Raw genomic sequence first — 23,229 nt, 5'->3', positions numbered from 1 at the left:
CGACAAGCCGTTGGAGAGACCTGAAGCCCATGAGCGAACGACGATTGGTCCATGTGTTCGAGGAGCTGGCGGACGCCCTCGTACCCGGCTTCGACACCGTCGACTTTCTACGCACCCTGACCGATCGAACCGTGGAAATGGTTGCGATCGACGCCGCAGGCATCCTGCTGGCCGACGAACACGGGCACCTCGATTCGGTGGCGTCCACCACCGAGCCGGTGCACACCCTCGAACAGTTGGAGATCACGAACGCGCGCGGCCCCTGCCACGACTGTTTCACCACCGGGCGTCCGATCGTCAACCTCGGCCGCGACGCGGCCTCGGCGCGCTGGCCACGGTTTCAGCACGCGTCCGGACAGATGGGTTTCGGGGCCGTCCATGCCGTTCCGTTGCAGCTGGCAACCCACGTGATCGGGTCGCTGAACATGTTCTGCGTCGCCCCCGGCAGCCTCCCAGCGGAGGACATCGATACCAGCCGGGCGCTGGCACGGATCGCCACCATCGGTCTGCTGCACAAGCGCGCCACGCGCATCGCGCAGGAAGAGGCCGCTCAACTGAGACAGGCGCTGACCAGCCGGGTCATCATCGAGCAAGCCAAGGGAATGCTCGCCGAATCTGCCGGATTCACCCCGGCCGTGGCATTCGAAGCCCTCCGCCATTACGCCCGAACCCATGGACGCCCGCTCCACGACGTTGCCGCCGAAGTCGTCGACGGCACCCTGACTCCGACGTCCGACTGAGCTGCGCGGCGCGTGCGCCGCCGTTCCGGCCGCTACCGGGCCGGCGATGCCGTAGCGTACGCGAGCACCTACGCCTAGATGCCGTTGATCATCGGCGGCAACCGCATGACGGTGCCCTGCCGCCCTCGGGCTGCGCCAGGTGCGCGGTCGAGGCGTTGCCCGCGAGGTCCGCGCCTCGACCGCAAATCCGTTGTTACAGAATCGAACCCGGGGTGTAACGAGCGGCGTCGGGATTGGCGTCGACGAGCTTCTGCACCTCGGCGACCACCGAGTCGACCTGGGCGCCGGCGGCACCGACGAACGCGGTGCGGTCGGCGAGGGCCTCGTCGAGCGCGGCACGGTCGAGCGGCAGGCGCTCGTCGGCGGCCAGACGATCGAGCAGGTCGGGCTCCTTGCCCTCCTCGCGCATCGCGAGCGCGACGGCGACGGCGTGCTCCTTGATGGCCTCGTGCGCGGTCTCGCGTCCGACGCCCGCACGCACCGCGGCCATGAGGACCTTGGTGGTGGCCAGGAACGGCAGGTAGCGGGCCAGCTCGTTCTCGATGACGGCCGGGTAGGCGCCGAACTCGGCGAGCACCGTCAGGAACGTCTCCATCTGACCGTCGATCGCGAAGAACGCGTCCGGCAGCGCGACCCGGCGGACCACGGAGCAGAACACGTCGCCCTCGTTCCACTGCGCACCGGCCAGTTCGGCGGCCATCGACGCGTAGCCGCGCAGCACCACCTGCAGGCCGTTGACGCGCTCGCACGAGCGGGTGTTCATCTTGTGCGGCATCGCCGACGAGCCCACCTGGCCGGGCTGGAAGCCCTCGGTGACCAGCTCGTGGCCGGCCATCAGGCGGATGGTGTGCGCCATCGACGACGACGCGGCACCGACCTGGACCAGCGCGGACAGGACGTCGTGGTCGAGCGAGCGCGGGTACACCTGGCCGACGCTGGTGAACACGTGCGCGAAGCCGAGGTGCTCGGCGACCTTGGCCTCGAGCTGCTCGAGCTTGGCGGCGTCACCGTCGAGGAGGTCGAGCATGTCCTGCGAGGTGCCCATCGGGCCCTTGATGCCGCGCAGCGGGTAGCGGTCGATGAGCTCACGCACGCGGGTGAGCGCGACCAGCAGCTCGTCGGCGGCCGACGCGAAGCGCTTGCCGAGGGTGGTGGCCTGCGCGGCGACGTTGTGGGAGCGTCCGGCCATCACGATGCCGGTGTACTCGGCGGCCCGCTCGCCCAGACGGGCGGCGATCGCGACGCCGTGGTTGTAGACGTGCTCGAGCGAACGCAGCACCTGCAGCTGCTCGACGTTCTCGGTGAGGTCGCGGCTGGTCATGCCCTTGTGGACGTGCTCGTGACCGGCGAGGGCGTTGAACTCCTCGATGCGGGCCTTCACGTCGTGACGGGTGACCCGCTCCCGCTCGGCGATCGAGTCGAGGTCGACCTGCTCGAGGACCCGCTCGTAGTCGGCGACGGCCTCGGCCGGGACGTCGATTCCGAGCTCGGCCTGGGCGCGCAGCACCGCCAACCACAGCTGGCGCTCGAGCACGATCTTGTACTCCGGCGACCACAGCGCCTTCAGCTCGGGGCTGGCGTAACGGTTGGCAAGGACATTCGGGATGCGGCTCACGAGACCCCAGTTTACGGCCGGACCCGAACGCCCTCGTCAGCGCATAGTCGGCGGTGCCAGGTCGTCGATCAGGTCGAGCAGCATCGCCCGGGCCATGGCCCGCGGATCGGGGTCGACCTCGCTGAGCGCCCCCACGACGACCCCGTCCACGACGGCCACCAGCCGGCGCAGCTGCTGCTCCCGCACGGCGCGCCCGGACCGGCGCAGCACCTCCACGAGCAGGTCGTCGAGCTGGGCGCGCAGCCGCAACTGGACGTCGCGCAGTTCGGGGTGGCGGGCCGACGCCACGAACCGCTCGTACCGTGCGATCAGCCGCTCCCGGGAGCCGTCGCCCGCTTCGTCCGGACCCACCAGCAGGTCGACGATCAGGTCCACCGTCGCCTCGACGCCGCGTCGGCGCTGTGTCACGTCGTCGATGCGCTCCCGCATCGCGTCCAACTCACGGTTGCCGTTGTGCTCGACGGCAAGTGCCACCAACTCGTCCAGCGAGCCGAAATAGTAGGTGGTCGACGCCAGCGGAAGACCCGCCCGGGATGCCACGGCACGATGCCGGACCGCGTCGAAACCGCCCTCGAGCAACAGATCCGCCGCCGCGGTGACCAGTGCCTGCCGACGCCTCTCGCCCTTGGGGGTCGCGGCAGAAGTCATCCCCTCATCGTGCCAGCCGGACGCCGCGAACCAGGCCGAATTCGGCGAAGATCGCAAAGCCACCCGGAAGGCCGGCAGCCGACTAACGACCGACTAGCGGGGCAGCCACCGCTCCAGACGGGTGAGGGCGTCCTGGATCTCCGCCGTCGATCCGGCGAACGACAGTCGCACGGTGTGGTCGCCGTGCGCGGTGTCGAAGTCGATGCCCGGCGCCAGCGCGAGGCCGGTGTCGGCGAGCAGCCGCGCGCACCACGACGTCGAGTCGTCGGTGAGGTGCGCGATGTCGGCGTACACGTAGAACGCGCCGTCGGCGGGTGCCAGCTCGGTGAGCCCGAGCTTCGGCAGGCCCGTGAGGAGCAGCTCCCGGTTCACGGCGTAGCGCTGGACGTGGCCGTCGAGCTCGGCGCGGGACTCGTCGCAGAACGCCGCGACGGCCGCGTACTGCGAGATCGCGGGCGGACACACCGTCATGTTCGACGCCAGCCGCTGCAGCGCCCGCCGCAGGTGCTCGGGCACCAGCATCCAACCCAGCCGCCACCCGGTCATCGAGAAGTACTTCGACACCGAGCCGATCACGACCGCCTCGCGCGACGTCTCCCACGCACACGCAGTCACCTGCCCGCGATCGCGATTCTCGGCACCGCCGAGGCCGAACTCGATGCCGTGGTAGATCTCGTCCGAGATCAACAGCGTGTCGTGCTGCTCGCACCAGCGGGCCAGCGCCGCGAGTTCGGCCGGGTCGATCACCGTGCCGGTCGGGTTGGCGGGGCTCGCGACGATCAGCCCGGCGGGCGGCGTCTCCAGCGCCTCGAGCATCGCGACGGTCGGCTGGAAGCGGGTCTCGGGACCGCAGTCGATCTCGACGACATTGCAGCCCAGCGCCGTCAGCGTGTTCCGGTAGGCCGGGTAACCGGGCCGGGCGACCACGACCGTGTCACCGGCGTCGAACGCGGCGAGGAACAGCAGCGTGAAGGCCCCGGACGACCCGGTGGTGACGACGACCTCGTCGGCGTGGACGGAGATCCCGGACCGGCGCGAGTGGTAGTCGGCGACGGCCTCGCGCAGCGGTTCGATCCCGAACGTCTCGGTGTAGCCGAGCAGGTGGCTGTCCAGCGATTCCCGCGCCGCGCGCAGCACCGGCCCCGGCGCCGGGGTCGACGGCTGCCCGGCCGCGAGCGACAGCACGTCACCGTGGGTGCGCTGCCGCTCGTTGGCGGCCTTCCACACGTCCATGACGTGGAAGCCGGGGATGGTCGATCGCTGGGATTCGGTACGCACGTATTCGACGCTAGCAATGCCGTCGACGTACCGGCACCCGGTGCCCCGGGTCAGTCGTCGAGCAGGACACGACGACTCGCGGCGATCGGACTCTGCGCCGTCAGACCACCGTCGAGCACCAGGGTCTGGCCGCTCATGTACCGGGACTCGTCGGAGGCCAGATAGACCATCGCCCAACCGATGTCCTCGGGATCCCCGATCATGTCGAGGGCGTTGTGGTGGCGGATGTCGGCGATCACGTCCGCGGGCAGGTTGTCGCGCAGCGCGGGCGTCATGATCGCTCCCGGCGCGACCGCGTTGCAACGCACACCGCTGCGGCCGTACTGGGTGGCGATGTACTGGGTGAGCCGGACGACGGCGGCCTTCGCGGCGCCGTAGGCGCACTGCAGGGTGTCGCCGGCCAGGCCGGCCACCGAGACGGTGTTGATGATCGATCCGCCGCCGGCGGAGATCATGTGCGGCAGGGCCAGGCGGGAGGCGACGACCGTGCTGCGGGCGTTGAGGACCATCGTCCGGTCCCACTCGTCGAGGTCGAGACGCAACAGGTCGAGATCCTTGCGCGGATTGCTGCCACCGACGTGATTGCAGAGCACGTCGATGCCGCCGAACTCCGTGGCCGCGCGGTCGATCATCGCGGCGACCGATTCCTCGTTCATCACGTCGACCGCCATACCGATGGCCCGCCCCGCCGAAGCACCACCGCTGATCTCGGCCGCGGCACCCGCGGCGGCGTCCTGATCGAGGTCGGCGATGAGCACCTGTGCCCCCTCGTCGACCATGAGTTGGGCCGCGGCACGGCCGATGCCGCTGGCCGCTCCGGTAATGATGATCTTCTTTTCCGAGAGACGATTCATGCCAATCCCTTCGCCTGCGGCCGATCGCCGCATTGATTACTGATCGCCCGGTTCGTGCCCTGTGACGTTCGACGAAACAATCCCTCTGGTCGCTACTGCGGCGAACACCGGTTCTGCACCGAGAAGAAGGCCTTCCGTCACGTTATCGAGAATATGAGCGGGCCTGAAGAAGAATACGACCGGAATAATCCGGTAAACGCAGCCCCCCAATGCAATCCGCCGAAACAGTGCTGCTAATCGAATTGGCACAATTGTCCGAGAAATACGACGACGCCGCGTCCCCGAGCGGGAACGCGGCGTCGTACGAGGAGGGTGCGTCGGGTCAGATGGAGATCCGACCCTCGACCGCGGCCAGGCCGATGTCGCTGCGGAAGTGCCCGCCCGGCAGCTTGATCTCGGCCAGACGCGCGTACGCGTCCTCGCGGGCCTCGGTCAGGTCGGCGCCGACACCGACGACGCTCAGGACGCGGCCGCCGGCGGAGACGACGGCGCCGTCCTCGCGGGCGGCGGTACCGGCGTGCAGGACGCGCTCGGCCTCGGACCCGGTGATGACGTCGCCGGTGCGCGGGGTGGCCGGGTAGTTCTCGGCTGCCAGGACGACGGTCACCGCGGAGCCGTCGCGCCACTGCAGCGGCGGGATCGACGCGAGGGTGCCGGTCGCGGCGGCGTTCAGGACCTCACCGAGCGGGGACTCGAGCAGCGCCAGCACGGCCTGGGTCTCCGGGTCGCCGAAGCGGCAGTTGAACTCGACGACGGCCGGGCCGTTCTTCCCCATCGCCAGGCCCGCGTACAGCAGGCCGGTGAACGGGCAGCCCCGCTTCACCATCTCGGCCGCGACGGGCTTGACGACGTCGTCGACGATCTGGGTGACGGACTCGGCGGGCAGCCACGGCAGCGGCGTGTAGGCGCCCATGCCACCGGTGTTGGGGCCGGTGTCGCCGTCGCCGACGCGCTTGTGGTCCTGCGCAGGCAGCAACGGGACCACGGTCTCGCCGTCGACCAGACAGAACAGCGACACCTCGGGGCCGTCGAGGAACGACTCGAGCAGCACGGGGTGCCCGATCTCGAGGCACTCGGCGGCGTGGTCGCGCGCGGCGCTGCGGTCGGTGGTGACGACGACGCCCTTGCCGGCGGCCAGCCCGTCGTCCTTGACGACCCAGTTGGGGCCGAAGCGGTCGAGGGCGGCGTCGAGGTCGGCCGGGGTGTCGACGACCTCGCTGTGCGCGGTGCGGACACCGGCAGCGGCCATGACGTCCTTGGCGAACGCCTTGGAGCCCTCGATGCGGGCGGCCTCGGCGGACGGGCCGAAGCACGCGATGCCCGCGGCACGAACGGCGTCGGCGACGCCGAGCACCAGCGGGACCTCGGGGCCGATGACGACCAGGTCGGCGGCCTGCGACTTCGCGAGCGCGACGACGGCGTCACCCGACGCGACGTCGACCGCGTGGGTCTCGGCGATGCGGGCGATACCGGCATTGCCGGGGGCACACATCAGCTTGTCGACGCCCGGGTCACGGGCGAGGGCCAACAGGAGGGCATGTTCACGGGCTCCGGAGCCGATCACGAGTACGCGCACAGGTGTCAGCCTACGGCCCGGCCCGAGCCGTCTCGACCACGACCTCGGCCGCCTATTGCCGGTAGGACTCGACCTCGTCGACGGGCCGTGGCGTCGCCGTATCGGCGTCCCCGCCGAACTCGGCGCGCGCTCGCCGCTGCCGCAGCAGATCCCAGCACTGGTCGAGGCGTTCCTCGACGAGCGTCAGGCGGGCCCGGTCCTCGTCGCCGAGACCGCCGCCCGCCGCGCGGGCACGGAGTTCCTTCTCTTCGCGAACCAGTTCGTCGATGTGGTCGATGACGTCGTGATCGGTCATGATGCCTCCCTTCCTGGAGGGTAGGCCCGTCCGGCACGGTCCGTCACCGTTCCGCCGTGAGGTCGTAGATCGTGACCCCGTCGACCGTGGTCGACGTGAAGTTGGCCTGAACCCATTCGGAGATCTGCGACGCAGTGCCCTCGCCTCCCCCACGACCCCCGCCCATGCCACCGGCGATGAAGTAGTGGATCCGGCCGTCCTCGACGTACTGCTGGAACTGCTCGAGGGTCGGCGACGGATCACTGCCGTTGAACCCGCCGATCGGCATCACCGGACGTTCGGTCGCCAACTGGTAGCCCGACGCACTGTTGGAACCGATCGCGGCGGCCACCCACGTGAAATCGTCGGCCCGCTGGCGCAGCAGCGCCGTCAACTCGTCGCCCGGACTGCTGGCGTCCAGCAGTCCCCCGCCCGCGCCGCCGCCGAAGCCACCCGGCAGGCCCGGCATCTCGAACGCGCCGCCACCGCCGTCGCCGCCACCGCCGTCGCCGCGACCACCCGGTCCGCGCGTCCCGTTCGCCGCACCCGGCATCCCCGCCACGCGCGGTACCCCGGCACCGTCGCCCGGCATCTGCATGCCGTTCTGCTGCTCCCACATGCCGCGCATGCCGCCGGGCCCGCCCCGACCCATCTCACCCTCGACGCGCGGGCCGGCCGACGGGATGGATCCGGCGTGCCCGGTGCCGATGGTGTCCGCCGCGTACGCGACGGGTCCGGCGAGGCCGGTGAAGATCGTCGCCGCGATCACGACGACGGCGGCCCGTGCCCGCAGGACGGCCGGCACCAGCATCGCGACGGCCGCGAGGGCCCCTACCGCGACGACGACCCAGCGCAGCCACGCCACGAAGTCGGGGCTGCGCCCCAACAGGATCCACGCTGTCGTCGCCGTCGCGGCGACGGTCACCGCCGCGACGATCCGCACCCAGAGCAGGTCACGGCGGCGCCACAGCGTCACCGCTCCGGCTCCGACGACTGCCGCGACCGCGGGCGCCAGCGCCACCGTGTAGTACGCGTGGAAGATGCCCGCCATGAAGCTGAACACCAGGGCGGTGACCAGCAGCCACGCCCCGAACGCGATGAAGGCCGCTCGACGGACATCGGTGCGGGCGGCGCGCCCGCACAGCACGATCCCCGCCACCAGCAGTATCGACGCTGCGGGCAGCAGCCACGCGATCTGACCGCCCTGGGCGGGCTCGAACAGTCGCGCGATTCCGGTGCTCCCCCACATTCCGCCGCCGGGCCCGCCGCCCGGCATCCCGTCACTCCCGGGGAACCCGCCCGCCACCGCGTCGGTGCCGGGCATTGCGCCCCGCGGGCCGCCGCCCGGGACGACACTCCCCCGCTCGTTGCCGTTGAGTCGACCGAAACCGTTGTAGCCCAGCGTCAGTTCCAGGATCGAGTTGTTCTGCGAGCCGCCGATCCACGGCCGCGAGTCGGCCGGCCACAGCTCGACGGTGAGCAGCCACCATCCGGCGGAGACGATCAGCCCGCCGAGGGCCGCGAACAACTGGAGGATCCGCTTGCCGAGCTTCGGCGGCCCGGCGATCAGGTACGTCAGCGCCAGCGGCGGCACGACGAGCATCACCTGCAACTGCTTGGTGAGGAACCCGAGACCCACGAACACGCCGGTCAGCACCATCCATCGGGTGCGGCCGTCCTCGACACCGCGCAGCGTGGCCCACACGGCCGCGATCATCAGCAACACCAGCAGCGCATCGGGGTTGTTGAACCGGAACATCAGCACCGCGACCGGAGTCAGTGCCAGAACGAGGCCCGCGAGGAGTCCCGCCGCGGCGCCGAAGTACCGCCGCACGGTCGCCCACAGCAACGCGACCGACGCCACCCCGATGAGCACCTGCGGTACCAGGATGCTCCACGAGTTCAGCCCGAACACCCGCGCCGACAGCTCCATCACCCACAGCGACGCCGGCGGCTTGTCGACGGTGATCGAGTTGGCCGCATCCGACGACCCGAAGAAGAATGCCTTCCACGACACCGACCCCGCCTGGACCGCGGCCGAGTAGAACGAGTTGGCCCATCCGGAGGCGCTCAGGTTCCACAGGTAGGCGACCGCGGTCCCGACGAGCAGCGCCGCCAGCGCCCAGTACTCGCGTGTGCGCTTCGGTGCGGCGGCCGGTTGCGGCGCCTGCACCGGGCGGTCGATGGTGACGCTCACGGGGTGACTCCTTCCGCGGCACCGTGCCGGAACACCCAGCGCAGGCCGATGAAACGGGAAAGCGTGGCAATGAGATTCGCGACCACGAGAACTGCAAGTTCGAGATGCGGCGAGGCCCCCGGCGAGAACCGGTGCAGGGCGGCGAGCGATCCGCTCGTGACGCCGAGCCCGAAGCCGAACACGATCAGGCCCTGGAGTTGGTGGCGCCCCGCGTCCCGACGGCCCCGGACACCGAACGTGAACGCCCGGTTAGCCGCGGTGTTCGCGACCGCCGTGACGAGCAGTGCGATCGCGTTGGCCCACTGGGCCCCGAGGCCACCCTGCAGTGCGAGGTACAGCAGCGCGTAGGCCGCGGTGCTGGCGACTCCGACGACCGCGAAGCGCACCAGTTGGCCCAGCATCGCCGGCGACGGTCCCGCGGCGAGGTCGCCGCGCCCGAGGCTGTCCCGCAGCGCCGCGAGCGGCAGCGCACCGGTCACCAGTGCACGCCCCACCCGCGCGACGCCACGCAGGTCCGCGAGCGCGGTCGCGACGATGTCGACACGGCTGTCCGGGTCGTCGACCCAGTCGACGGGAACCTCGTGGATGCGCATGCCGGCCCGTTCCGCGAGCACCAACAGCTCGGTGTCGAAGAACCAGCCACCGTCCTCTACGAGCGGCAGCAGTGCGCGGGCCACGTCGGCACGGACCGCCTTGAACCCGCACTGCGCGTCCGAGAACCGCGCATGCAACGCACTTTTCAAGATCAAGTTGTAACTGCGGGAGATGAATTCACGCTTCGGCCCGCGCACCACGCGCGACGACCGGGCGAGGCGGGACCCGATCGCGACGTCCGAGTGCCCCGACAGGAGTGGGGCGACGAGCGGCATCAGCGCGTCGAGCCCGGTCGACAGGTCGACGTCCATGTAGACCAGGACCCTGGCGTCGGATCGTCCCCACGCCGCGTGCAACGCGCGTCCGCGCCCCTTCTCGTCGAGATGCAGAACCCTCACGTCGGCACACTCGTCCGCGAGCGCCCGCGCGACCTCGAGGGTGCGGTCGGTGCTGGCGTTGTCCGCGATCGTGATCCGCGCGGTGTACGGGACCTCGGAGGACAGGTACTCGTGCAGGCGTCGCACGCATCCCGCCAGCGCCGCCTGCTCGTTGTACACGGGCACGACGATGTCGAGGGCGGGCGCGGCGGGCACCGTCTCGACCCGCTGCGCGCCGACCGAGGGTTCGGGTCCGGTCGTCATGCACCCCAGAGTGTGGGGCTCGTCTTCGAGCCGGCTGCGGTCCCGCTGTGAGGTTCCTGTCAGAGTTACCGGACGCCGCCGGAAATGTCCGGTAACGATGGAAGGCGTTCGGCAACGCGCGTGTTCGCGATCAGAACGGCGCGACCACACCCGCGATCGGGATACGGCCGGCGACGGCGACACGGAAGTCGACCATCGCCCGCTGCAGGTGGTCGGGGCTGGTCACGACGACCGCGCCGCTCGCGCCGCGCTGCGCGAGGATCGCATTGGTGTTCCGGGCGTTCTCGACCGTCGACCGCGACGTGTTCTCCTCGGTGATGCGGAACGGCGGGATCCCGTTGGCGACGAGCCACTGCCGCATTGCCTGCGCCTCGGTGACCCCGGACTGGGGCACACCACCGGTCACGATGATCGGGGCAGTCGGAAAACGCTGCGCCAGTTGGAGAGCCGCCTGCAGCCGAGAAACGAGCAACGGTCGCATCGTCCCGTCCGGGTACAGGCCGGCACCGAGCACGACGATGTTCGTGGTGAACGGATTGAAGGCCAGCATCACGGGAACCTGCGTGGTGAGCGTCTCCTGCCGGGTGCAGTTCAGGATCCGGTCCCGGTCCGGGCTCTGGCATCCGCCGACCACGGAAAGCGCACCGTTGACCAGGGTGGTCGGCGACAGCGCATCGACCACGTCGAGCGAGGATTGGGCGCCGGCCTGGCCGGGGATCGCCAATCCGACTGCGGCGGCGGCCAGGACGGCCGAAAAAAGGATCCGTCGGGGTGACGGGAACACGGACATACAACTCCCCCTCGAGTAACGGTCCCCCGACCGAATGCTGCGATAGTCAATCAGTGTGGACTACCGAGCGTGATCTCGCCGTCCGTTCCGTGATTTTCCGCGGTCACGACGCGCCCCCGTCAGAGAGCACGGGCGCGGCACCGGCCGCCGCCCGTGGCACTATCCTCGCGGTATGCCTTCAGTGTTCAGCGCCATCATCGCCGGAGACCTGCCCGGACGTTTCGTGTGGGAGGACGAGGACGTCGTCGCCTTCCTCACCATCGCGCCCGTGACCCAGGGTCACACGCTCGTCGTCCCCCGCAAGGAGGTCGACCAGTGGCAGGACGTCGACGGTGAACTGTTCGACAAGTGCACCACCGTCTCCCGCAAGATCGCCCAGGCCGTCCGCCAGGCGTTCGACGCGCCCCGCGCCGGCTTCCTGATCGCCGGCCTCGAGGTGCCGCACCTGCACATGCACGTGTTCCCCGCGTACACCATGGGTAACTTCGACATCAGCGGCGCCGACCCCAACCCCTCGGCGGAGTCCCTGGACGAGGCCGCGACCAAGATCAAGGCTGCGCTGCGCGAACTCGGCAACGGCGAGTTCGTTCCCGCCTGACGGCGTCATCCCCGCGGCAGTCGCACCCGGAAGGTCGCCCCCTGGCCGGGTGCGCTGTCGACGGTGACGGTGCCACCGTGTGCGGCGACGATCGCCGCGACGATCGACAGGCCCAGCCCGCTGCCACCGCTCGCCCGCGTCCGGGATTCGTCGGCGCGGTAGAACCGCTCGAACACCCGCGCCGCATCCGCCTCACCGAGCCCCGGCCCGGTGTCGGCCACCTCCAGGACCGCGGCGTCGCCCGCGGTCCCCACCCGCACCGTCACCGACGCCGCGGCCGGGGTGTGTTCGAGCGCGTTCCCGATCAGGTTCCCGGCCACCTGACGCAGCCGGGCGTCGTCACCCATCACCTCGGCGGGACCCGAATCGGGCAGGAACTCCAACGTGATTCGCCGCTGCGGCGCGATGGCCCGTGCGTCGTGAACGGCGTCGGCGGCCACCGTGAGCAGGTCCACGGGATGGCGCTCGAAGGGACGTTGGGCATCCATGCGGGCGAGCATCAGCAGGTCCTCGACCAGCAGCCCCATCCGCGTGGCCGTGTCCTCGATGCGGCTCATCACCATCCCCGTGTCCGTCGACGCACCCTGTCGATAGAGTTCGGCGAAGCCTCGGATCGTCGCGAGTGGCGTGCGAAGTTCGTGGCTGGCATCGGCGACGAAACGCCGCATGCGTTCCTCCGACCGGCGCGCCGACTCCTCCGACGCGCCCGTGGCGGCGAAGGCCGACTGGATCTGCGCGAGCATGCCGTTCAACGCCGACGACAACCTGCCCACCTCGGTCCGCTGGTCCCACTCGGGTACTCGGCGGTGCAGATCGCCGGCCGCGATGCCGGCCGCGGTCTCCTCGACCTCGCGCAGCGGTCGCAGGCTACGCCGCACCACGAAATAGGCTCCGAAGCCGAGGACGACGAGGACCACCGCACCGATCCCGACCTGCAGCACCACCAACCGGTCCACCGTCGCGTCGATGTCGGTGAGCTTCACCGCGACGGTCGTCGCGCCCGAAGGCGTCGTCACCGTCATCTCCCGCCACCGGGTACCGCTCCCGTCGGCCGACCCGACCGTCACCGGACCGGGATCGTCCACGATTTCCGGAGTGGCGTAGGTACTTTCGTCGTTCAGCTCCATTCGCACGGTTCCGTCGGGTGCGGTGATCCGGACGTAGAAGGGACTGGGCGGACGATTCGGCCCGGGTTCGGTCAGCGGGGGCACGATCCGTGGATCCCGCGGCTTCGCCCATCCGTGGGCGGCATCGAACAGTTGGCGGTCGGTCCGCTCCAGGAGCGAACGCTCCATCGCGGACGTCACCGCGAGCCCGGACGCCAGCAGACCCGCGGCCGCCAGCAGCAACAGCGCGGCGACCAGGGTGATCCGCAGCGGCAACGCACGCAGGCGACTCATGGTCGGCTACCTCGGTTCACGCATCACGTAGCCGACGCCCCGCAGCGTGTGGATGAGGCGAGGTTCGGTGGTGTCGATCTTTCGACGCAGGTACGAGACGTACGACTCGACCACCCCGACCTCGCCGCCGAAGTCGTAGTTCCACACGTGATCGAGGATCCGCGGCTTGCTCAGCACCGTGCCGGCGTTCACCATGAAATACCGCAGCAGCGTGAACTCGGTCGGCGACAACGGCACCAACTCGCCGTCCTTCCACACCTCCCGGGTGTCGTCGTCGAGTTCGATGTCCGCGAAGCGGATGCGAGACGACTGCTTGTCCTGACCGCCGTGGCCGGCCCGGCGCAGGATCACCCGCAGCCTCGCGACCACCTCCTCGAGACTGAACGGCTTGGTGACGTAGTCGTCGGCGCCGATCGTCAAACCGGTCACCTTGTCCTCCAAGGCATCCCGCGCCGTAAGAAACAGGACCGGCGCGTCGATGCCGTCGGCCCGCAGGCGCCGCAACATCCCGAACCCGTCCATGCCCGGCATCATGACGTCGAGGATGAGGGCATCCGGCCGGAAGGTCCGAGCCCGGTCCAACCCTTCCGCGCCGTTCGTCGCGGTCTCCACCTCGAAACCCTGGAAGCGGAGGCTGACCGACAGCAGTTCGACCAGCGTCGGCTCGTCGTCGACGATCAGCACCCGGACCTGCGGCGTTTCGTTCACACCACCAGAGTCTTCCACCGAACTGGAGGCAGGCTGGGCATCCGCTGGGAAGTTCCTGTGAATGGCCTGATGGTGATCCTGGCAACCATTGCGGGATCTGCGACACGATTTCGGTACCCTGGTACCAGTCAAGTGACATCCGGACGAGCACACCGTACCCGGCCAGCGACAAGACGGTGTTTGGAGAGTTGAAACACCATGGCTTGGATCGTGCTAGTAATCTCCGGCGTCCTGGAAGCGGTGTGGGCCACCGCCCTCGGCAAGTCGGAAGGCTTCACCCGGCTCGGCCCGACGATCGTATTCGGCATCGGCATCGTGCTCAGCATGGCCGGCCTCGCCTACGCGATGCGCACCCTGCCGATCGGCACCTCGTATGCGGTGTGGGTCGGCATCGGCGCGTCGCTCACGGTCGGCTATGCGATGGTCACCGGCACCGAGAGTGCCTCGCTGGTGAAGATCCTGCTCATCCTCGGCATCGTCGGTTGCGTGATCGGACTCAAGGCGCTGCACTGACCGCCGCACCACCGACCGAACGCCCCGTTTGACTGTGTGGCGGGGGTTACAGTAATCGGATGAATCTGGTGTCAGCGATCACGTTTCCGGTGCGGGCCGGGCTCGCCATCGCGGATTCGGCGCTCGGGGTGGCCGAGACCGCGCTCGCGACGACACGGATGGCGCTGGCCAGCCCGACCGTGACCGGCGTGAGTGCCGCGACGTTCGCCAACCCGCGCGGGCCGCTGCAACTGGTGCAGCAGATCGCGGCGCTCGCGTCCGACGACCGCCCACTCGGTCAGGCGCTGCGCCCCGGCGGCCCGCTCGACCGACTGCTGGCGCCCGGCGGCGTCGTCGACCGTCTCACGTCCGACGGCGGCACCCTCGAGCGCCTGTTCGAACCGGGCGGACCGCTCGAACGGGTGCTCGCGCCGGGCGGTCCGCTGGATCGGGTGCTGGCCGAGGACGGGCCGTTGGACCGGGTCCTGTCGGAGGACGGGCCGCTCGAACGACTCCTCGCACCGGGGGGCCTGCTCGATCGCCTCACCGCCGAGGACGGTCCGCTCGAGCGCCTCACCGCCGAGGACGGGGCCGTCGAGAGGCTCACGAAGAAGGACGGGATCGTCGACAAGGCCCTCGCCGAGAACGGCATCCTCGAGACGCTGCTCGCGGAGGACGGTGCGTTCGAGCGGCTCATCGCGGAGGGCGGTCCGCTCGATCAGATCGTCGCCCTGTCCGAGACGCTGACGGCCCTGGCGCCGAACCTGCAGCGGATGAGCGCGAGCATCGACCTGCTGCAGGAGACCGTCGGGGTCCTCAGCGCGGCGGTCGGCCCCCTCGGCGACCTGGCCGGACGCCTCCCCGGACGCTGGCTCAAAGGCGGACGCGGCGGCGATCTAACCCTCGGACCCGCCTGACAGGTGCTCTCCGAAGAACGCGAACACGCGGCGCCACGCGTCCTCCGACGCCGCGTGGTCGTAGCCCATCCCGGCGATGCGCAGCAGCCGTCCCGCCTTCTCGCCGGTGACCAGGCGGTTCGCAAAACTATGTCCCACACCGGGATACGTCTCGACGTCGTGCTCGACGCCGATCCGGGTGAGCGCAGCGTCCAGCCGTCGGCCGGCGTTCCGCAGCACCGGATCCCGCGACCCGTAGCTTCCGACGATCGGACACGCGCCGCGTAACGCCTCGTCGACGTGACGCGGCAGCGCGCCGTAGAACGGCGCCGAGGCCGCAAACCCCTCGGGTGCGAGGACGAGCGCGAACCCGCCGCCCATGCAGAAGCCGATGACGCCGACCCGCCCGGTGCAGTCGGGTCGCGCCGCGAGCAGGTCCCGGGCGGCGAGCAGATCGTCGACGGCCCGACCGTGCCCGCCGATCAATTCGCGGAAGACCCGCACGATGCAGCGAGCGCGCCCGCCGCGCGAGTACAGGTCCGGGGTGAGCGCCAGATACCCGTTCGACGCGACCCGCGCGGTGATGTCGCGGATGTCGCGTCCGACGCCGAGCGCGTCGTGCACCACCACCACACCCGGCCACGGCGCCGTGCCGGTGTCGTCCGGAATGTCGAGAACCGCGCCGACCGGGCCGTCAGGGGTGGGAACGAGGACAGCCGCCATCACCCGAGACTAGGGACTTCGGTCCCGACCGAACCGGGAATTCGTAACGATTACACCGGTGTTCGGAGGCGTTGATTCCGTTTGTATAACCACTTCCCACAGACGCTCCCGAAGTTCCTTCGCATCGCTAGCCTTGCCAATGGCGCGGTTGCTCCACCCCGGAGGCCGCACCGCCGGTTACATCGGCGTCGACGACGCCGGACGGCAACGGACGTACCTGGAAGGCACGGAAGAAGTCGAATGAACCACATCTCGAACAACCGTCAGACCACCGCGAACGGCCTCGGCACCGGAGCGATCAGCACCGAGGAGATCAAGTCCCGCATCGCGGCAATGTTCGGAGACGCACCCGCCGCCACCCAGGACAAGTGAGGCCCCGCCTCTCCCTTCCGATTCACTCCCCCGTCTCGTCCCCGGCCGGACGCGCGCGGATGTGCGCTCGTTCGCCCTGGCGGCCGAAGAGTCCGAGGAACTCGACCGGTTCGGCGCCGGCGGCGCCGAACCAGTGCGGAACTCGGGTGTCGAACTCGGCGGCCTCGCCGGGCTGCAGCACGAGATCCCGGTCGCCGAGAACCAACCGCAGGCGGCCGTTGAGCACGTACAGCCATTCGTAGCCCTCGTGCACGCGCAGGTCGGGCTCCTGCGCCCCTGTCGCCCCAGGAATCACGTGCTTGTATGCCTGGATTCCGCCGGGCCGCCGCGTCAGCGGCACGATCGTCCGGTCGCCCCGCTGGATCGGCCGCATGTGGATCCGCGGATCTCCGGTCGGCGGCGCCCCCACCAGTTCGTCGAGCGGCACCCCGTACGCCCTGGCCAGCGGCAGTAACAGTTCCAGGTTCGGCTTCCGCTGACCCGATTCGAGCCGCGAGAGCGTGCTGACCGAGATCCCGGTGTCGGCGGACAGGTCCACCAGCGTCACCCCCCTCTGCTGCCGCAGCGCGCGAAGCCGCGGCCCGACCGCTTCGAGGATCCGATCCATGTCGTCCATGCCTACAGATTGCCACTTCGGCAAATTAACTTGCTCGATTTCGGCGAGCGTCTGCATGGTGGTGTCCTGAACGAGAGCGGGGAGACGGAAATGAACGATCGGATATCGGACGCGTACGACGTGCTGGTGATCGGCGGGGGCGCCGCCGGGCTCGAGGGCGCCCTGATGCTGGCCCGGGCGCGGCGAACGGTCCTGGTGGTCGACGCGGGCGATCCGCGCAACGCACCGGCCGCCGGGGTGCACGGGTTCCTGTCGCGCGACGGCATCCCGCCCGCCGAGCTGGTCGCGACCGGACGCGACGAGGTTCGCCGCTACGGCGGCCACGTCACCCGGGGCACCGTCACCGACGCCCGCCGGACCGACGACGGATTCACGGTGACGATCGACGGCGACCGGCAGGTGCGCGCTCGACGACTGCTCGTGACCACCGGCCTCGTCGACGAACTGCCCGACGTTCCCGGGATCCGGGAACGCTGGGGACGCGACGTCCTGCACTGCCCGTACTGCCACGGCTGGGAGATCGGCGACCAACCGGTCGGCGTGCTCGGCACGGGACCGATGTCGGTGCACCAGGCGTTGCTGTTCCGGCAGTGGACCGACGACGTCGTCCTCTTCCGACACACCGCCCCGGAGCCGACGGTCGAGGAGCACGAGCAGTTCGAGGCGCGCGGCATCCGCGTCGTCGAGGGATCGGTGGATTCGCTCGTGATCGCCGGCGACCGCCTCACCGGTGTCCGGCTCGCGGACGGCACGGTCGTCGCGCGACAAGCCCTGGTGGTGGCGCCGCGCTTCGTGGCCCGCGTCGACGCGCTCGTCTCGCTGGGCCTCGAGACCGAGACCGATCCGATGTCCGGCGGGCGGTTCGTGCCGTCCGACTGGTCCGGGCTGACCAAGGTGCCCGGGGTGTGGGTCGCGGGCAACGTCACCGACCTCAAGGCGCAGGTGCTGGGGGCCGCCGCGGGGGCCGCGCTGGCCGCGACCGCCCTCAACAACGATCTCGTCGCCGAGGACACGAACCGTGCCGTCGCCGAACTTCGCGCGCGGCAGCAGAAGGGAGCCTGACAATGACCGACATGACCGAGGTGTTCGACGAGCAGTTCTGGAACGAGCGCTACCGCTCGAGCCACCGACTGTGGAGCGGCAACCCGAATCCCAATCTGGTGAACGAGGTTTCGGACCTCACCGCCGCCACCGCCCTGGACGTCGGCTGCGGCGAGGGCGCCGACGCCATCTGGCTCGCCCGGCGGGGGTGGACGGTGACCGCGATCGACCTCTCCAGCGTCGCGATCGATCGCGCCGCCGGTCACGCGGCCGACTCCGGCAGCGACATCGCCGAGCGGATCACCTGGCAGCAGGCGGACCTACTCGAGTGGAATCCCGGCGTCCCGGGGTTCGACCTGGTGACCTCGCAGTACGTCCACCTGCCGTCCGGACAACGCGAGGTGCTGTTCCAGCACCTCGCGGACCTCGTCGCCCCCGGCGGCACGCTGCTGATCGTCGGCCACCACCCGTCCGACCTGGAGACCAGCATCCCGCGCCCGCCCCGGCCGGAGCTGTTCTTCACACCGGAAGAGGTTGTGGCACTGCTCGATCCGAAGGAATGGACGGTCGACACCGCGGCCGCGTCGTCGCGGACCGTCACCCACGGCGATCACGAGGTCACCATCCACGACACGGTCCTGCGGGCGCACCGGGCGGGCTGACCCGAGGGGCCGCGCCGCGCGCCGATCAGCGCGCGGCGCGGCCGTACCGAAAACAGGTAGTGGCGGGGGGCCGAACAGGTAGTTCAGACGGTGCACTGGGGGCCCGAGCGAGGCAATCTGGAGTAGGTCGGTTCGAAACCCGAGGAGAACTACTCATGATGCGGCGCGGACGTAAGACGCTGATCGCCCTCGACAGCGGCGACTGGTGCTTCGGCAGGATCATCGGACGACGCCGCGGCGGGTCCGGTATCCGCGTGCAGCTCCTGAAACACGACGCGGGCGAGAAGTACCCGACCTTCACAATCGCCGACGCGAAATCGGGGGACGGCTTCGCCCTCTGAAGTAATACACGGTGGTGAACCGGCGCAATTCATTTCGTCCGGCCGGGAAATGTGCTTTCCATTGCGGCGTGGCCGGTAACGTGCGGGGATGGCCGTCGGACATTTGGGCTCGATAACAATGGATTGCGCGGATGCGCCCGCTCTCGCCCGCTTCTGGTGCGACGTCCTGGGTGGCAGCATCACCAACTCCAACGAGAAGTTCGTGAGCGTGAAGACCCCCGACACGATGCTGACGATGATCCGGGTGCCGGACTACCGGGCGCCGTCCTGGCCCGACAATGCCGTGCCGACGCAAATCCATCTCGACCTCGTCGTCGACGACCTCGACGCCGCCGTAACCGAGGCGGTGCGCCTGGGTGCCCGCCTCGCCGCGGAGCAGTACGCCCTCGAGAAGTGCCGCGTTCTTCTCGATCCCGCGGGGCATCCGTTCTGTGTCTGCCGCCCGCCGGGAGGGCGACCCCTGGGCGCGTGACGCGAACTCGTCGGGAAGAAAAGGACCCTCGTCGGCGTACCACCGGCGAGGGTCCTTCCGTGGAGCCCCCTGTCAGGATTGAACTGACGACCGCTCGCTTACAAGGCGAGTGCTCTACCACTGAGCTAAGGAGGCAAATCGAGCGCGCTCATCATATCCATACCCGACAGTGGCGCGCGTAACCGTGCCACGACCGCCCGTTTTGGTTAGCGTTGTCCCATGCGCATCTCGGAGATCGCCACCGTTCTCGCGTGGCATGACGCCCTCAACTCGTCCGACATCGACACGCTCCTGGCGGTCTCGAGCGACGACATCGAACTGGGAGGTTCGGAAGGCGCCGCGCAGGGCCTGACCGCGCTGCGGGAATGGGCCGAGTCCTCGGGAATTACACTGGTCCCCGGCCGGATGTTCATGCACGACGGTGTCGTCGTGGTCGAGGAGCAGGCCACCTGGACGGCGAAGCCGGACGAGTCTCGGACCGTGGGTACCGCTTTCCGTGTCGTGAACGACCAGGTGACCGCCGTCTTCCGGCACGACACGCTCGAATCGGCACTGGAGGCCACCGATCTCACCGAGAAGGATCTCGTCACAGACATCTGACGTGCGCAGGTTCGCGGCGTCGATCGGCAGTCTCGTCAAGGACCGCCGGGCGACGGTCGACACGGTCACAGCGGCGCCCACGCCGCTGCAGCCGATCGACCTCACCGACGACGCCCGCGTCGCCGAGGTACTCGACCTGGCGGTGCGCATCGGGGACCTGCTGCTGGCGTCGGGCACCTCAGCGGTGGACACGGCCACGCAGGTCCGGTTCGTGGCCGCGACGTACGGGTTGGCGCAGTGCGACGTCGACGTCACGTACAACTCGATCGTCGTCTCCGCGCACCGCGGTCCGCTGATCCCGCCGGCGAGCACGATGCGCATCGTGCACTACCGGTCGATGGACTTCACCCGCCTCGCCGCCGCGGATCGCCTCACCCGGCGGATCCGACTCGAGGCGATCACCCCGGCACAGGCGCACGCCGCCCTCGACGCCATCGTCTCCGCGCCGCACCCCTACAACCGCTGGATCGCGACGCTCGGCTGGGCCGGCCTGGCGGCCGCGGTCGCCGTCCTGCTCGGTGCCGGGCCGTTCATCACGGTCGTCGCGTTCCTGACCACGGTGGTCATCGACCGCGTCAATCGGGTCCTCAACCGCTTCGGGCTGCCCTACTTCTTCCAGCAGATGATGGGTGGGCTGATCGCGGCCGCCCCCGCGACGGCGCTGTACACGGTCCAGGATCACCTCGGTGTCGTGGTCCGTCCGTCACTGATCATCGCGGCGGGGGTCGTCGTGCTGCTGTCGGGGCTGTCGCTGGTCGGTTCGGTGCAGGACGCGATCACCGGTGCACCGATCACCGCGTCGGCACGGTTCTTCGAGGTCGTGATGATGACCGGCGGCATCATCGCCGGTGTCGCGCTGTCCCTGCGGGTCGCGGGCGCGCTCGGTGCGGACCTGCCGCTGATCAGCAACGCCGCGCCGCCGGACATCACGCAGCTTCCGGTCAAGGTGATCGCGGGGGCGCTGGCGTCGATGTTCTACGCGCTCGCGTGCTACGCCGAGCGGCGCGCGCTGACGGCGGCCGGCCTGGGCGGCGCCGCGGGCCTGCTGTTCTTCGTGCTCGCGCAGAGCATGGGCATCGGCCCGGTGATCTCGTCGGCGATCGCGGCGACCGTGGTCGGTTTCGGCGGCGGACTGATGGCCCGGCGGGCCCTGACCCCGCCGCTCGTCGTGGCGGTCGCGGGCATCACGCCGCTGCTGCCGGGCCTGTCTCTGTACCGCGGCCTGTACGCGATGCTGAACGACGAGGTGATCGTCGGCCTCACCGCGCTGCTGGGTGCGTTCGGTATCGGGTGCGCGCTGGCGGCGGGCGTCACGCTCGGCGAGTGGGGCGCCCGGACGTTGCGCCGCCCGCCGCGGCGACGCAATGCGACATTGCGCCGAAACACGACGCTGCGCCGCCCGAGGTTCGGGCGACGCAGCGTGGTGATGAGCAATTCCATGTCCGACTCCGTGACCCGGAACGTCACGTAGCCGGCAGCGGACGGATTACTTCTCGGCGTTCTTCTGATCCTGCTCCATGGCCTCGCGCAGGCTCTTCGGCCGCATGTCGGTCCAGTTCTTCTCGACGTATTCGACGCACGCCTGACGCGAATCCTCACCGAAGACGATCCTCCAGCCCTGCGGGACCTCGGAGAACGTCGGCCACAGGGAATGCTGGTCTTCATCGTTGACCAGCACGTAGAAGCGGCCGTCTTCGTCGTCGAACGGATTGGTGCTCATCTGACCTCGCTTGTCGCGTACGGGTTGTCTTCGCTCAGCCTAGCAAGGCGTCCGCCGATATCTCGATGAGCGAGAATCGAATTGAGGATTTCCCCCGCGCGCACCGCGACATTGGACAGCAATGACGCCGTCAAACCGTGCGTTTTCTCCGTTCCGCCCTGCATGTAGATGCCCGCCCGGACCTCCGGTCCGACATCGAGTCGGTAATCGCGGCCGATGCCGCGGTCCGGGCCGATGCCGGGAAACGACTCGCCGAACAGCGAGTCCAGCGGGGTCGCCGAGAATCCGGTGGCCAACACCAGTGCGTCGCACGCCAACGTGTCGGTGAGGCCGTCGAGAGTGCTGTGCACCGAGACCTCGATGCCGTCGGAGTCCTCGCGCACCGCGCTGACCTCGGACGCGCGTCGCATGAACAGCCGCCGCTCGCCGCGGACCAGCTCCTGGTACTCGGTGGCGTACAGCTCGTTGATCAGCTCGATGTCGACCACCGAGTAGTTGGTGCCGCGGTGCAGCTCGAGCAGTCGTGCCCGCTCGGCCGCGGGCGCGGCATGCAGCTCGTCCACGGTGCCGGGATCGAAGATCCGGTTCGCGTACGGGCTGTCGTCGGCCGGGCTGAACCCGAACCGCGAGAAGACGCTGTGGACCTCGGCCTCGGGGTAGTTGCTGTGCAGGTACTGCACCACCTCGGCCGCACTCTGGCCGGCGCCGAGGACGACGAACCGCTGATGCACCGGCTCCGGCATCTCCGCGATGCGGAAGAGGAACTGGTGGTTGTGGAAGCACCGCGCCGACGGAGTAGCCCACTCCGGTAGTCGTTCCCGCAATCCCGCACCCACCACGACATTTCGGGCGTGGACGACGGTGCCGTCCGCGAGCGAGATCGCGAACCGGTCCACCGCGCCCGCGTCCTCGATCCCCTCGACCGCGCTGACCGTGGTGCCGTACCGGACGTCCGCGGTGACGCGCGCGGCCGCCCACTGCAGGTAGTCCTGGAACTCGACCCGCGTGGGGAAGAACGTCTGGTGGTTCACGAAGTCGACCAGCCGCCCGTGATCGTGCAGGTACGAGAAGAAGCTGTATCCGCTGCGCGGGTTGCGGAACGTGACCAGATCCTTCGGGAACGCGATCTGCATGGTCGCGCCGTCGAGGAGCATGCCCCGGTGCCAGCCGAACTCCTCCTGCTTCTCGAAGAAGCGAGCGGTGATCCGCTCGTCGGGAGGACACTCCGCGTTGTGCTCCTCGATCGCGATCGCGAGCGCGAGGTTCGAGGGACCGAACCCGATCCCGACCACGTCGAGCGTTTCCGCACCGCCGACTCGTTGACTGTCAGTCATCGCTCATGTCCGTCCTGTAGCTCCGACCGCCGCCGGGTCCCCGCATC

26 protein-coding genes, 1 tRNA gene and 1 riboswitch are annotated in these 23,229 nt (G+C 69.6%); of the genes, 11 read left to right on the top strand and 16 right to left on the bottom strand.

The genetic code is table 11. The annotated features are described in order from the left end of the window. Nucleotides 1–29 precede the first annotated feature (29 nt). On the top strand, nucleotides 30–740 hold the full coding sequence (locus EGT67_RS19475; RefSeq protein WP_164877608.1) for a GAF and ANTAR domain-containing protein: 711 nt from the start codon (nucleotides 30–32) through the stop codon (nucleotides 738–740). Nucleotides 741–933: 193 nt separating this feature from the next. Here EGT67_RS19475 and purB read toward each other — a convergent pair whose 3' ends face one another. The 9 genes from purB to EGT67_RS19430 all read right to left on the bottom strand — a co-directional run bounded on the left by purB (nucleotide 934) and on the right by EGT67_RS19430 (nucleotide 11,207). Then, nucleotides 934–2,355: an adenylosuccinate lyase gene (gene purB, locus EGT67_RS19470; RefSeq protein ID WP_127917735.1), complete on the bottom strand. Its 1,422-nt coding sequence runs from the start codon at nucleotides 2,353–2,355 to the stop codon at nucleotides 934–936. A gap of 36 nt (nucleotides 2,356–2,391) precedes the next feature. Then, on the bottom strand, nucleotides 2,392–3,003 hold the full coding sequence (locus EGT67_RS19465) for a TetR/AcrR family transcriptional regulator (protein WP_127917734.1): 612 nt from the start codon (nucleotides 3,001–3,003) through the stop codon (nucleotides 2,392–2,394). Between the two features lie 93 nt (nucleotides 3,004–3,096). Next, entirely contained in the window at nucleotides 3,097–4,281 is a 1,185-nt protein-coding gene (locus EGT67_RS19460; RefSeq protein WP_127917733.1) for a pyridoxal phosphate-dependent aminotransferase, read from the bottom strand. 50 nt (nucleotides 4,282–4,331) lie between these two features. Next, nucleotides 4,332–5,135: an SDR family NAD(P)-dependent oxidoreductase gene (locus EGT67_RS19455; RefSeq protein ID WP_127917732.1), complete on the bottom strand. Its 804-nt coding sequence runs from the start codon at nucleotides 5,133–5,135 to the stop codon at nucleotides 4,332–4,334. Nucleotides 5,136–5,457: 322 nt separating this feature from the next. Then, complete coding sequence (gene purD, locus EGT67_RS19450; RefSeq protein WP_127917731.1) at nucleotides 5,458–6,711, bottom strand: phosphoribosylamine--glycine ligase; 1,254 nt, start codon at nucleotides 6,709–6,711, stop codon at nucleotides 5,458–5,460. Nucleotides 6,712–6,763: 52 nt separating this feature from the next. Continuing rightward, a complete protein-coding gene (locus EGT67_RS19445; protein ID WP_127917730.1) occupies nucleotides 6,764–7,006 on the bottom strand; it encodes a DUF2630 family protein in 243 nt (80 codons plus the stop codon). Nucleotides 7,007–7,049: 43 nt separating this feature from the next. Further along, nucleotides 7,050–9,182 carry a glycosyltransferase family 39 protein gene (locus EGT67_RS19440; RefSeq protein WP_127917729.1) on the bottom strand — a complete coding sequence of 711 codons (2,133 nt, stop codon included), beginning with the start codon at nucleotides 9,180–9,182 and terminating at the stop codon, nucleotides 7,050–7,052. Continuing rightward, nucleotides 9,179–10,417 carry a bifunctional glycosyltransferase family 2/GtrA family protein gene (locus EGT67_RS19435; protein ID WP_127917728.1) on the bottom strand — a complete coding sequence of 413 codons (1,239 nt, stop codon included), beginning with the start codon at nucleotides 10,415–10,417 and terminating at the stop codon, nucleotides 9,179–9,181. Before EGT67_RS19435 ends, EGT67_RS19440 begins: the two co-directional genes overlap by 4 nt. A 130-nt stretch (nucleotides 10,418–10,547) precedes the next feature. Continuing rightward, entirely contained in the window at nucleotides 10,548–11,207 is a 660-nt protein-coding gene (locus tag EGT67_RS19430; protein ID WP_127917727.1) for a YdcF family protein, read from the bottom strand. 172 nt (nucleotides 11,208–11,379) lie between these two features. On the opposite strand from EGT67_RS19430, the gene EGT67_RS19425 reads away from it, so the two are divergent. Then, the gene (locus tag EGT67_RS19425; protein ID WP_127917726.1) at nucleotides 11,380–11,805 is read left to right on the top strand and encodes an HIT family protein; all 426 of its coding nucleotides are present in this window, start codon (nucleotides 11,380–11,382) and stop codon (nucleotides 11,803–11,805) included. A 5-nt stretch (nucleotides 11,806–11,810) separates the two neighbouring features. Here EGT67_RS19425 and EGT67_RS19420 read toward each other — a convergent pair whose 3' ends face one another. Continuing rightward, nucleotides 11,811–13,205, bottom strand: a complete 1,395-nt coding sequence (locus tag EGT67_RS19420) for a sensor histidine kinase (protein ID WP_127917725.1) — start codon at nucleotides 13,203–13,205, stop codon at nucleotides 11,811–11,813. A 6-nt stretch (nucleotides 13,206–13,211) separates the two neighbouring features. Further along, nucleotides 13,212–13,913, bottom strand: coding sequence for a response regulator transcription factor (locus tag EGT67_RS19415; protein ID WP_127917724.1), 702 nt, complete (start codon nucleotides 13,911–13,913; stop codon nucleotides 13,212–13,214). A gap of 122 nt (nucleotides 13,914–14,035) precedes the next feature. Beyond that, nucleotides 14,036–14,096: riboswitch (guanidine-III (ykkC-III) riboswitch) on the top strand. Nucleotides 14,097–14,111: 15 nt separating this feature from the next. Here EGT67_RS19415 and EGT67_RS19410 point away from each other — a divergent pair. Both EGT67_RS19410 and EGT67_RS19405 read left to right on the top strand, forming a co-directional pair. Further along, nucleotides 14,112–14,426: a DMT family transporter gene (locus tag EGT67_RS19410; RefSeq protein ID WP_127917723.1), complete on the top strand. Its 315-nt coding sequence runs from the start codon at nucleotides 14,112–14,114 to the stop codon at nucleotides 14,424–14,426. A gap of 59 nt (nucleotides 14,427–14,485) precedes the next feature. Further along, complete coding sequence (locus EGT67_RS19405; protein ID WP_127917722.1) at nucleotides 14,486–15,322, top strand: ABC transporter; 837 nt, start codon at nucleotides 14,486–14,488, stop codon at nucleotides 15,320–15,322. Here the strand turns inward: EGT67_RS19405 and EGT67_RS19400 are convergent. Continuing rightward, nucleotides 15,302–16,024, bottom strand: coding sequence for a dienelactone hydrolase family protein (locus tag EGT67_RS19400; protein ID WP_127917721.1), 723 nt, complete (start codon nucleotides 16,022–16,024; stop codon nucleotides 15,302–15,304). The two genes, EGT67_RS19405 and EGT67_RS19400, sit on opposite strands and share 21 nt — an antisense overlap. Before the next feature lie 240 nt (nucleotides 16,025–16,264). Here EGT67_RS19400 and EGT67_RS25490 point away from each other — a divergent pair, with 240 nt between their 5' ends. Next, nucleotides 16,265–16,396 (top strand): hypothetical protein, encoded by a 132-nt coding sequence (locus EGT67_RS25490; RefSeq protein ID WP_277750161.1) that lies wholly within the window; start codon nucleotides 16,265–16,267, stop codon nucleotides 16,394–16,396. 22 nt (nucleotides 16,397–16,418) lie between these two features. Here EGT67_RS25490 and EGT67_RS19395 read toward each other — a convergent pair whose 3' ends face one another. Further along, nucleotides 16,419–17,012 (bottom strand): helix-turn-helix domain-containing protein, encoded by a 594-nt coding sequence (locus tag EGT67_RS19395; protein ID WP_127917720.1) that lies wholly within the window; start codon nucleotides 17,010–17,012, stop codon nucleotides 16,419–16,421. Between the two features lie 90 nt (nucleotides 17,013–17,102). Between EGT67_RS19395 and EGT67_RS19390 the strand changes: the two genes are divergently transcribed. The 4 genes from EGT67_RS19390 (at nucleotide 17,103) to EGT67_RS19375 (ending at nucleotide 19,528) form a co-directional block, all read left to right on the top strand. Next, nucleotides 17,103–18,074 carry an NAD(P)/FAD-dependent oxidoreductase gene (locus tag EGT67_RS19390; protein ID WP_127917719.1) on the top strand — a complete coding sequence of 324 codons (972 nt, stop codon included), beginning with the start codon at nucleotides 17,103–17,105 and terminating at the stop codon, nucleotides 18,072–18,074. A gap of 2 nt (nucleotides 18,075–18,076) precedes the next feature. Beyond that, nucleotides 18,077–18,715, top strand: a complete 639-nt coding sequence (locus EGT67_RS19385; protein WP_127917718.1) for a class I SAM-dependent methyltransferase — start codon at nucleotides 18,077–18,079, stop codon at nucleotides 18,713–18,715. A 155-nt stretch (nucleotides 18,716–18,870) separates the two neighbouring features. Continuing rightward, nucleotides 18,871–19,056 (top strand): enoyl-CoA hydratase, encoded by a 186-nt coding sequence (locus EGT67_RS19380; RefSeq protein ID WP_127917717.1) that lies wholly within the window; start codon nucleotides 18,871–18,873, stop codon nucleotides 19,054–19,056. Nucleotides 19,057–19,144: 88 nt separating this feature from the next. Continuing rightward, nucleotides 19,145–19,528 (top strand): VOC family protein, encoded by a 384-nt coding sequence (locus tag EGT67_RS19375; protein WP_127917716.1) that lies wholly within the window; start codon nucleotides 19,145–19,147, stop codon nucleotides 19,526–19,528. 60 nt (nucleotides 19,529–19,588) lie between these two features. Here EGT67_RS19375 and EGT67_RS19370 read toward each other — a convergent pair. Continuing rightward, nucleotides 19,589–19,663, bottom strand: a tRNA-Thr gene (locus tag EGT67_RS19370). Nucleotides 19,664–19,747: 84 nt separating this feature from the next. On the opposite strand from EGT67_RS19370, the gene EGT67_RS19365 reads away from it, so the two are divergent. Beyond that, nucleotides 19,748–20,128, top strand: a complete 381-nt coding sequence (locus EGT67_RS19365; protein ID WP_127917715.1) for a nuclear transport factor 2 family protein — start codon at nucleotides 19,748–19,750, stop codon at nucleotides 20,126–20,128. 1 nt (nucleotide 20,129) lies between these two features. Further along, nucleotides 20,130–21,599, top strand: coding sequence for a threonine/serine exporter family protein (locus EGT67_RS19360; protein WP_127917714.1), 1,470 nt, complete (start codon nucleotides 20,130–20,132; stop codon nucleotides 21,597–21,599). A gap of 15 nt (nucleotides 21,600–21,614) precedes the next feature. On the opposite strand, the gene EGT67_RS19355 is transcribed toward EGT67_RS19360, so the two are convergent. Together EGT67_RS19355 and EGT67_RS19350 are read right to left on the bottom strand one after the other, a co-directional pair. Beyond that, on the bottom strand, nucleotides 21,615–21,848 hold the full coding sequence (locus tag EGT67_RS19355; RefSeq protein WP_127917713.1) for an MbtH family protein: 234 nt from the start codon (nucleotides 21,846–21,848) through the stop codon (nucleotides 21,615–21,617). After that, nucleotides 21,845–23,182: a lysine N(6)-hydroxylase/L-ornithine N(5)-oxygenase family protein gene (locus tag EGT67_RS19350; protein WP_127917712.1), complete on the bottom strand. Its 1,338-nt coding sequence runs from the start codon at nucleotides 23,180–23,182 to the stop codon at nucleotides 21,845–21,847. Before EGT67_RS19350 ends, EGT67_RS19355 begins: the two co-directional genes overlap by 4 nt. Nucleotides 23,183–23,229 lie beyond the last annotated feature (47 nt).

The organism is Prescottella agglutinans, from assembly GCF_004011865.1.
In the GTDB taxonomy this organism is placed as follows: Bacteria; Actinomycetota; Actinomycetes; order Mycobacteriales; family Mycobacteriaceae; genus Prescottella; species Prescottella agglutinans.
The sequence above is the reverse complement of the archived record's forward strand: the minus strand, read 5'-3'. Positions and strand labels throughout refer to the sequence as shown.

Excerpts from the sequence above, each read along its gene's own strand:
- EGT67_RS19475 (WP_164877608.1), top strand. The coding sequence starts at position 30 with ATGAGCGAACGACGATTGGTCCATGTGTTCGAGGAGCTGGCGGACGCC.
- EGT67_RS19465 (WP_127917734.1), bottom strand. The coding sequence starts at position 3,003 with ATGACTTCTGCCGCGACCCCCAAGGGCGAGAGGCGTCGGCAGGCACTG.
- EGT67_RS19455 (WP_127917732.1), bottom strand. The coding sequence starts at position 5,135 with ATGAATCGTCTCTCGGAAAAGAAGATCATCATTACCGGAGCGGCCAGC.
- EGT67_RS19445 (WP_127917730.1), bottom strand. The coding sequence starts at position 7,006 with ATGACCGATCACGACGTCATCGACCACATCGACGAACTGGTTCGCGAA.
- EGT67_RS19435 (WP_127917728.1), bottom strand. The coding sequence starts at position 10,417 with ATGACGACCGGACCCGAACCCTCGGTCGGCGCGCAGCGGGTCGAGACG.
- EGT67_RS19430 (WP_127917727.1), bottom strand. The coding sequence starts at position 11,207 with ATGTCCGTGTTCCCGTCACCCCGACGGATCCTTTTTTCGGCCGTCCTG.
- EGT67_RS19425 (WP_127917726.1), top strand. The coding sequence starts at position 11,380 with ATGCCTTCAGTGTTCAGCGCCATCATCGCCGGAGACCTGCCCGGACGT.
- EGT67_RS19420 (WP_127917725.1), bottom strand. The coding sequence starts at position 13,205 with ATGAGTCGCCTGCGTGCGTTGCCGCTGCGGATCACCCTGGTCGCCGCG.
- EGT67_RS19410 (WP_127917723.1), top strand. The coding sequence starts at position 14,112 with ATGGCTTGGATCGTGCTAGTAATCTCCGGCGTCCTGGAAGCGGTGTGG.
- EGT67_RS19405 (WP_127917722.1), top strand. The coding sequence starts at position 14,486 with ATGAATCTGGTGTCAGCGATCACGTTTCCGGTGCGGGCCGGGCTCGCC.
- EGT67_RS19400 (WP_127917721.1), bottom strand. The coding sequence starts at position 16,024 with ATGGCGGCTGTCCTCGTTCCCACCCCTGACGGCCCGGTCGGCGCGGTT.
- EGT67_RS25490 (WP_277750161.1), top strand. The coding sequence starts at position 16,265 with ATGAACCACATCTCGAACAACCGTCAGACCACCGCGAACGGCCTCGGC.
- EGT67_RS19395 (WP_127917720.1), bottom strand. The coding sequence starts at position 17,012 with ATGGACGACATGGATCGGATCCTCGAAGCGGTCGGGCCGCGGCTTCGC.
- EGT67_RS19390 (WP_127917719.1), top strand. The coding sequence starts at position 17,103 with ATGAACGATCGGATATCGGACGCGTACGACGTGCTGGTGATCGGCGGG.
- EGT67_RS19385 (WP_127917718.1), top strand. The coding sequence starts at position 18,077 with ATGACCGACATGACCGAGGTGTTCGACGAGCAGTTCTGGAACGAGCGC.
- EGT67_RS19380 (WP_127917717.1), top strand. The coding sequence starts at position 18,871 with ATGATGCGGCGCGGACGTAAGACGCTGATCGCCCTCGACAGCGGCGAC.
- EGT67_RS19375 (WP_127917716.1), top strand. The coding sequence starts at position 19,145 with ATGGCCGTCGGACATTTGGGCTCGATAACAATGGATTGCGCGGATGCG.
- EGT67_RS19365 (WP_127917715.1), top strand. The coding sequence starts at position 19,748 with ATGCGCATCTCGGAGATCGCCACCGTTCTCGCGTGGCATGACGCCCTC.
- EGT67_RS19355 (WP_127917713.1), bottom strand. The coding sequence starts at position 21,848 with ATGAGCACCAATCCGTTCGACGACGAAGACGGCCGCTTCTACGTGCTG.
- EGT67_RS19350 (WP_127917712.1), bottom strand. The coding sequence starts at position 23,182 with ATGACTGACAGTCAACGAGTCGGCGGTGCGGAAACGCTCGACGTGGTC.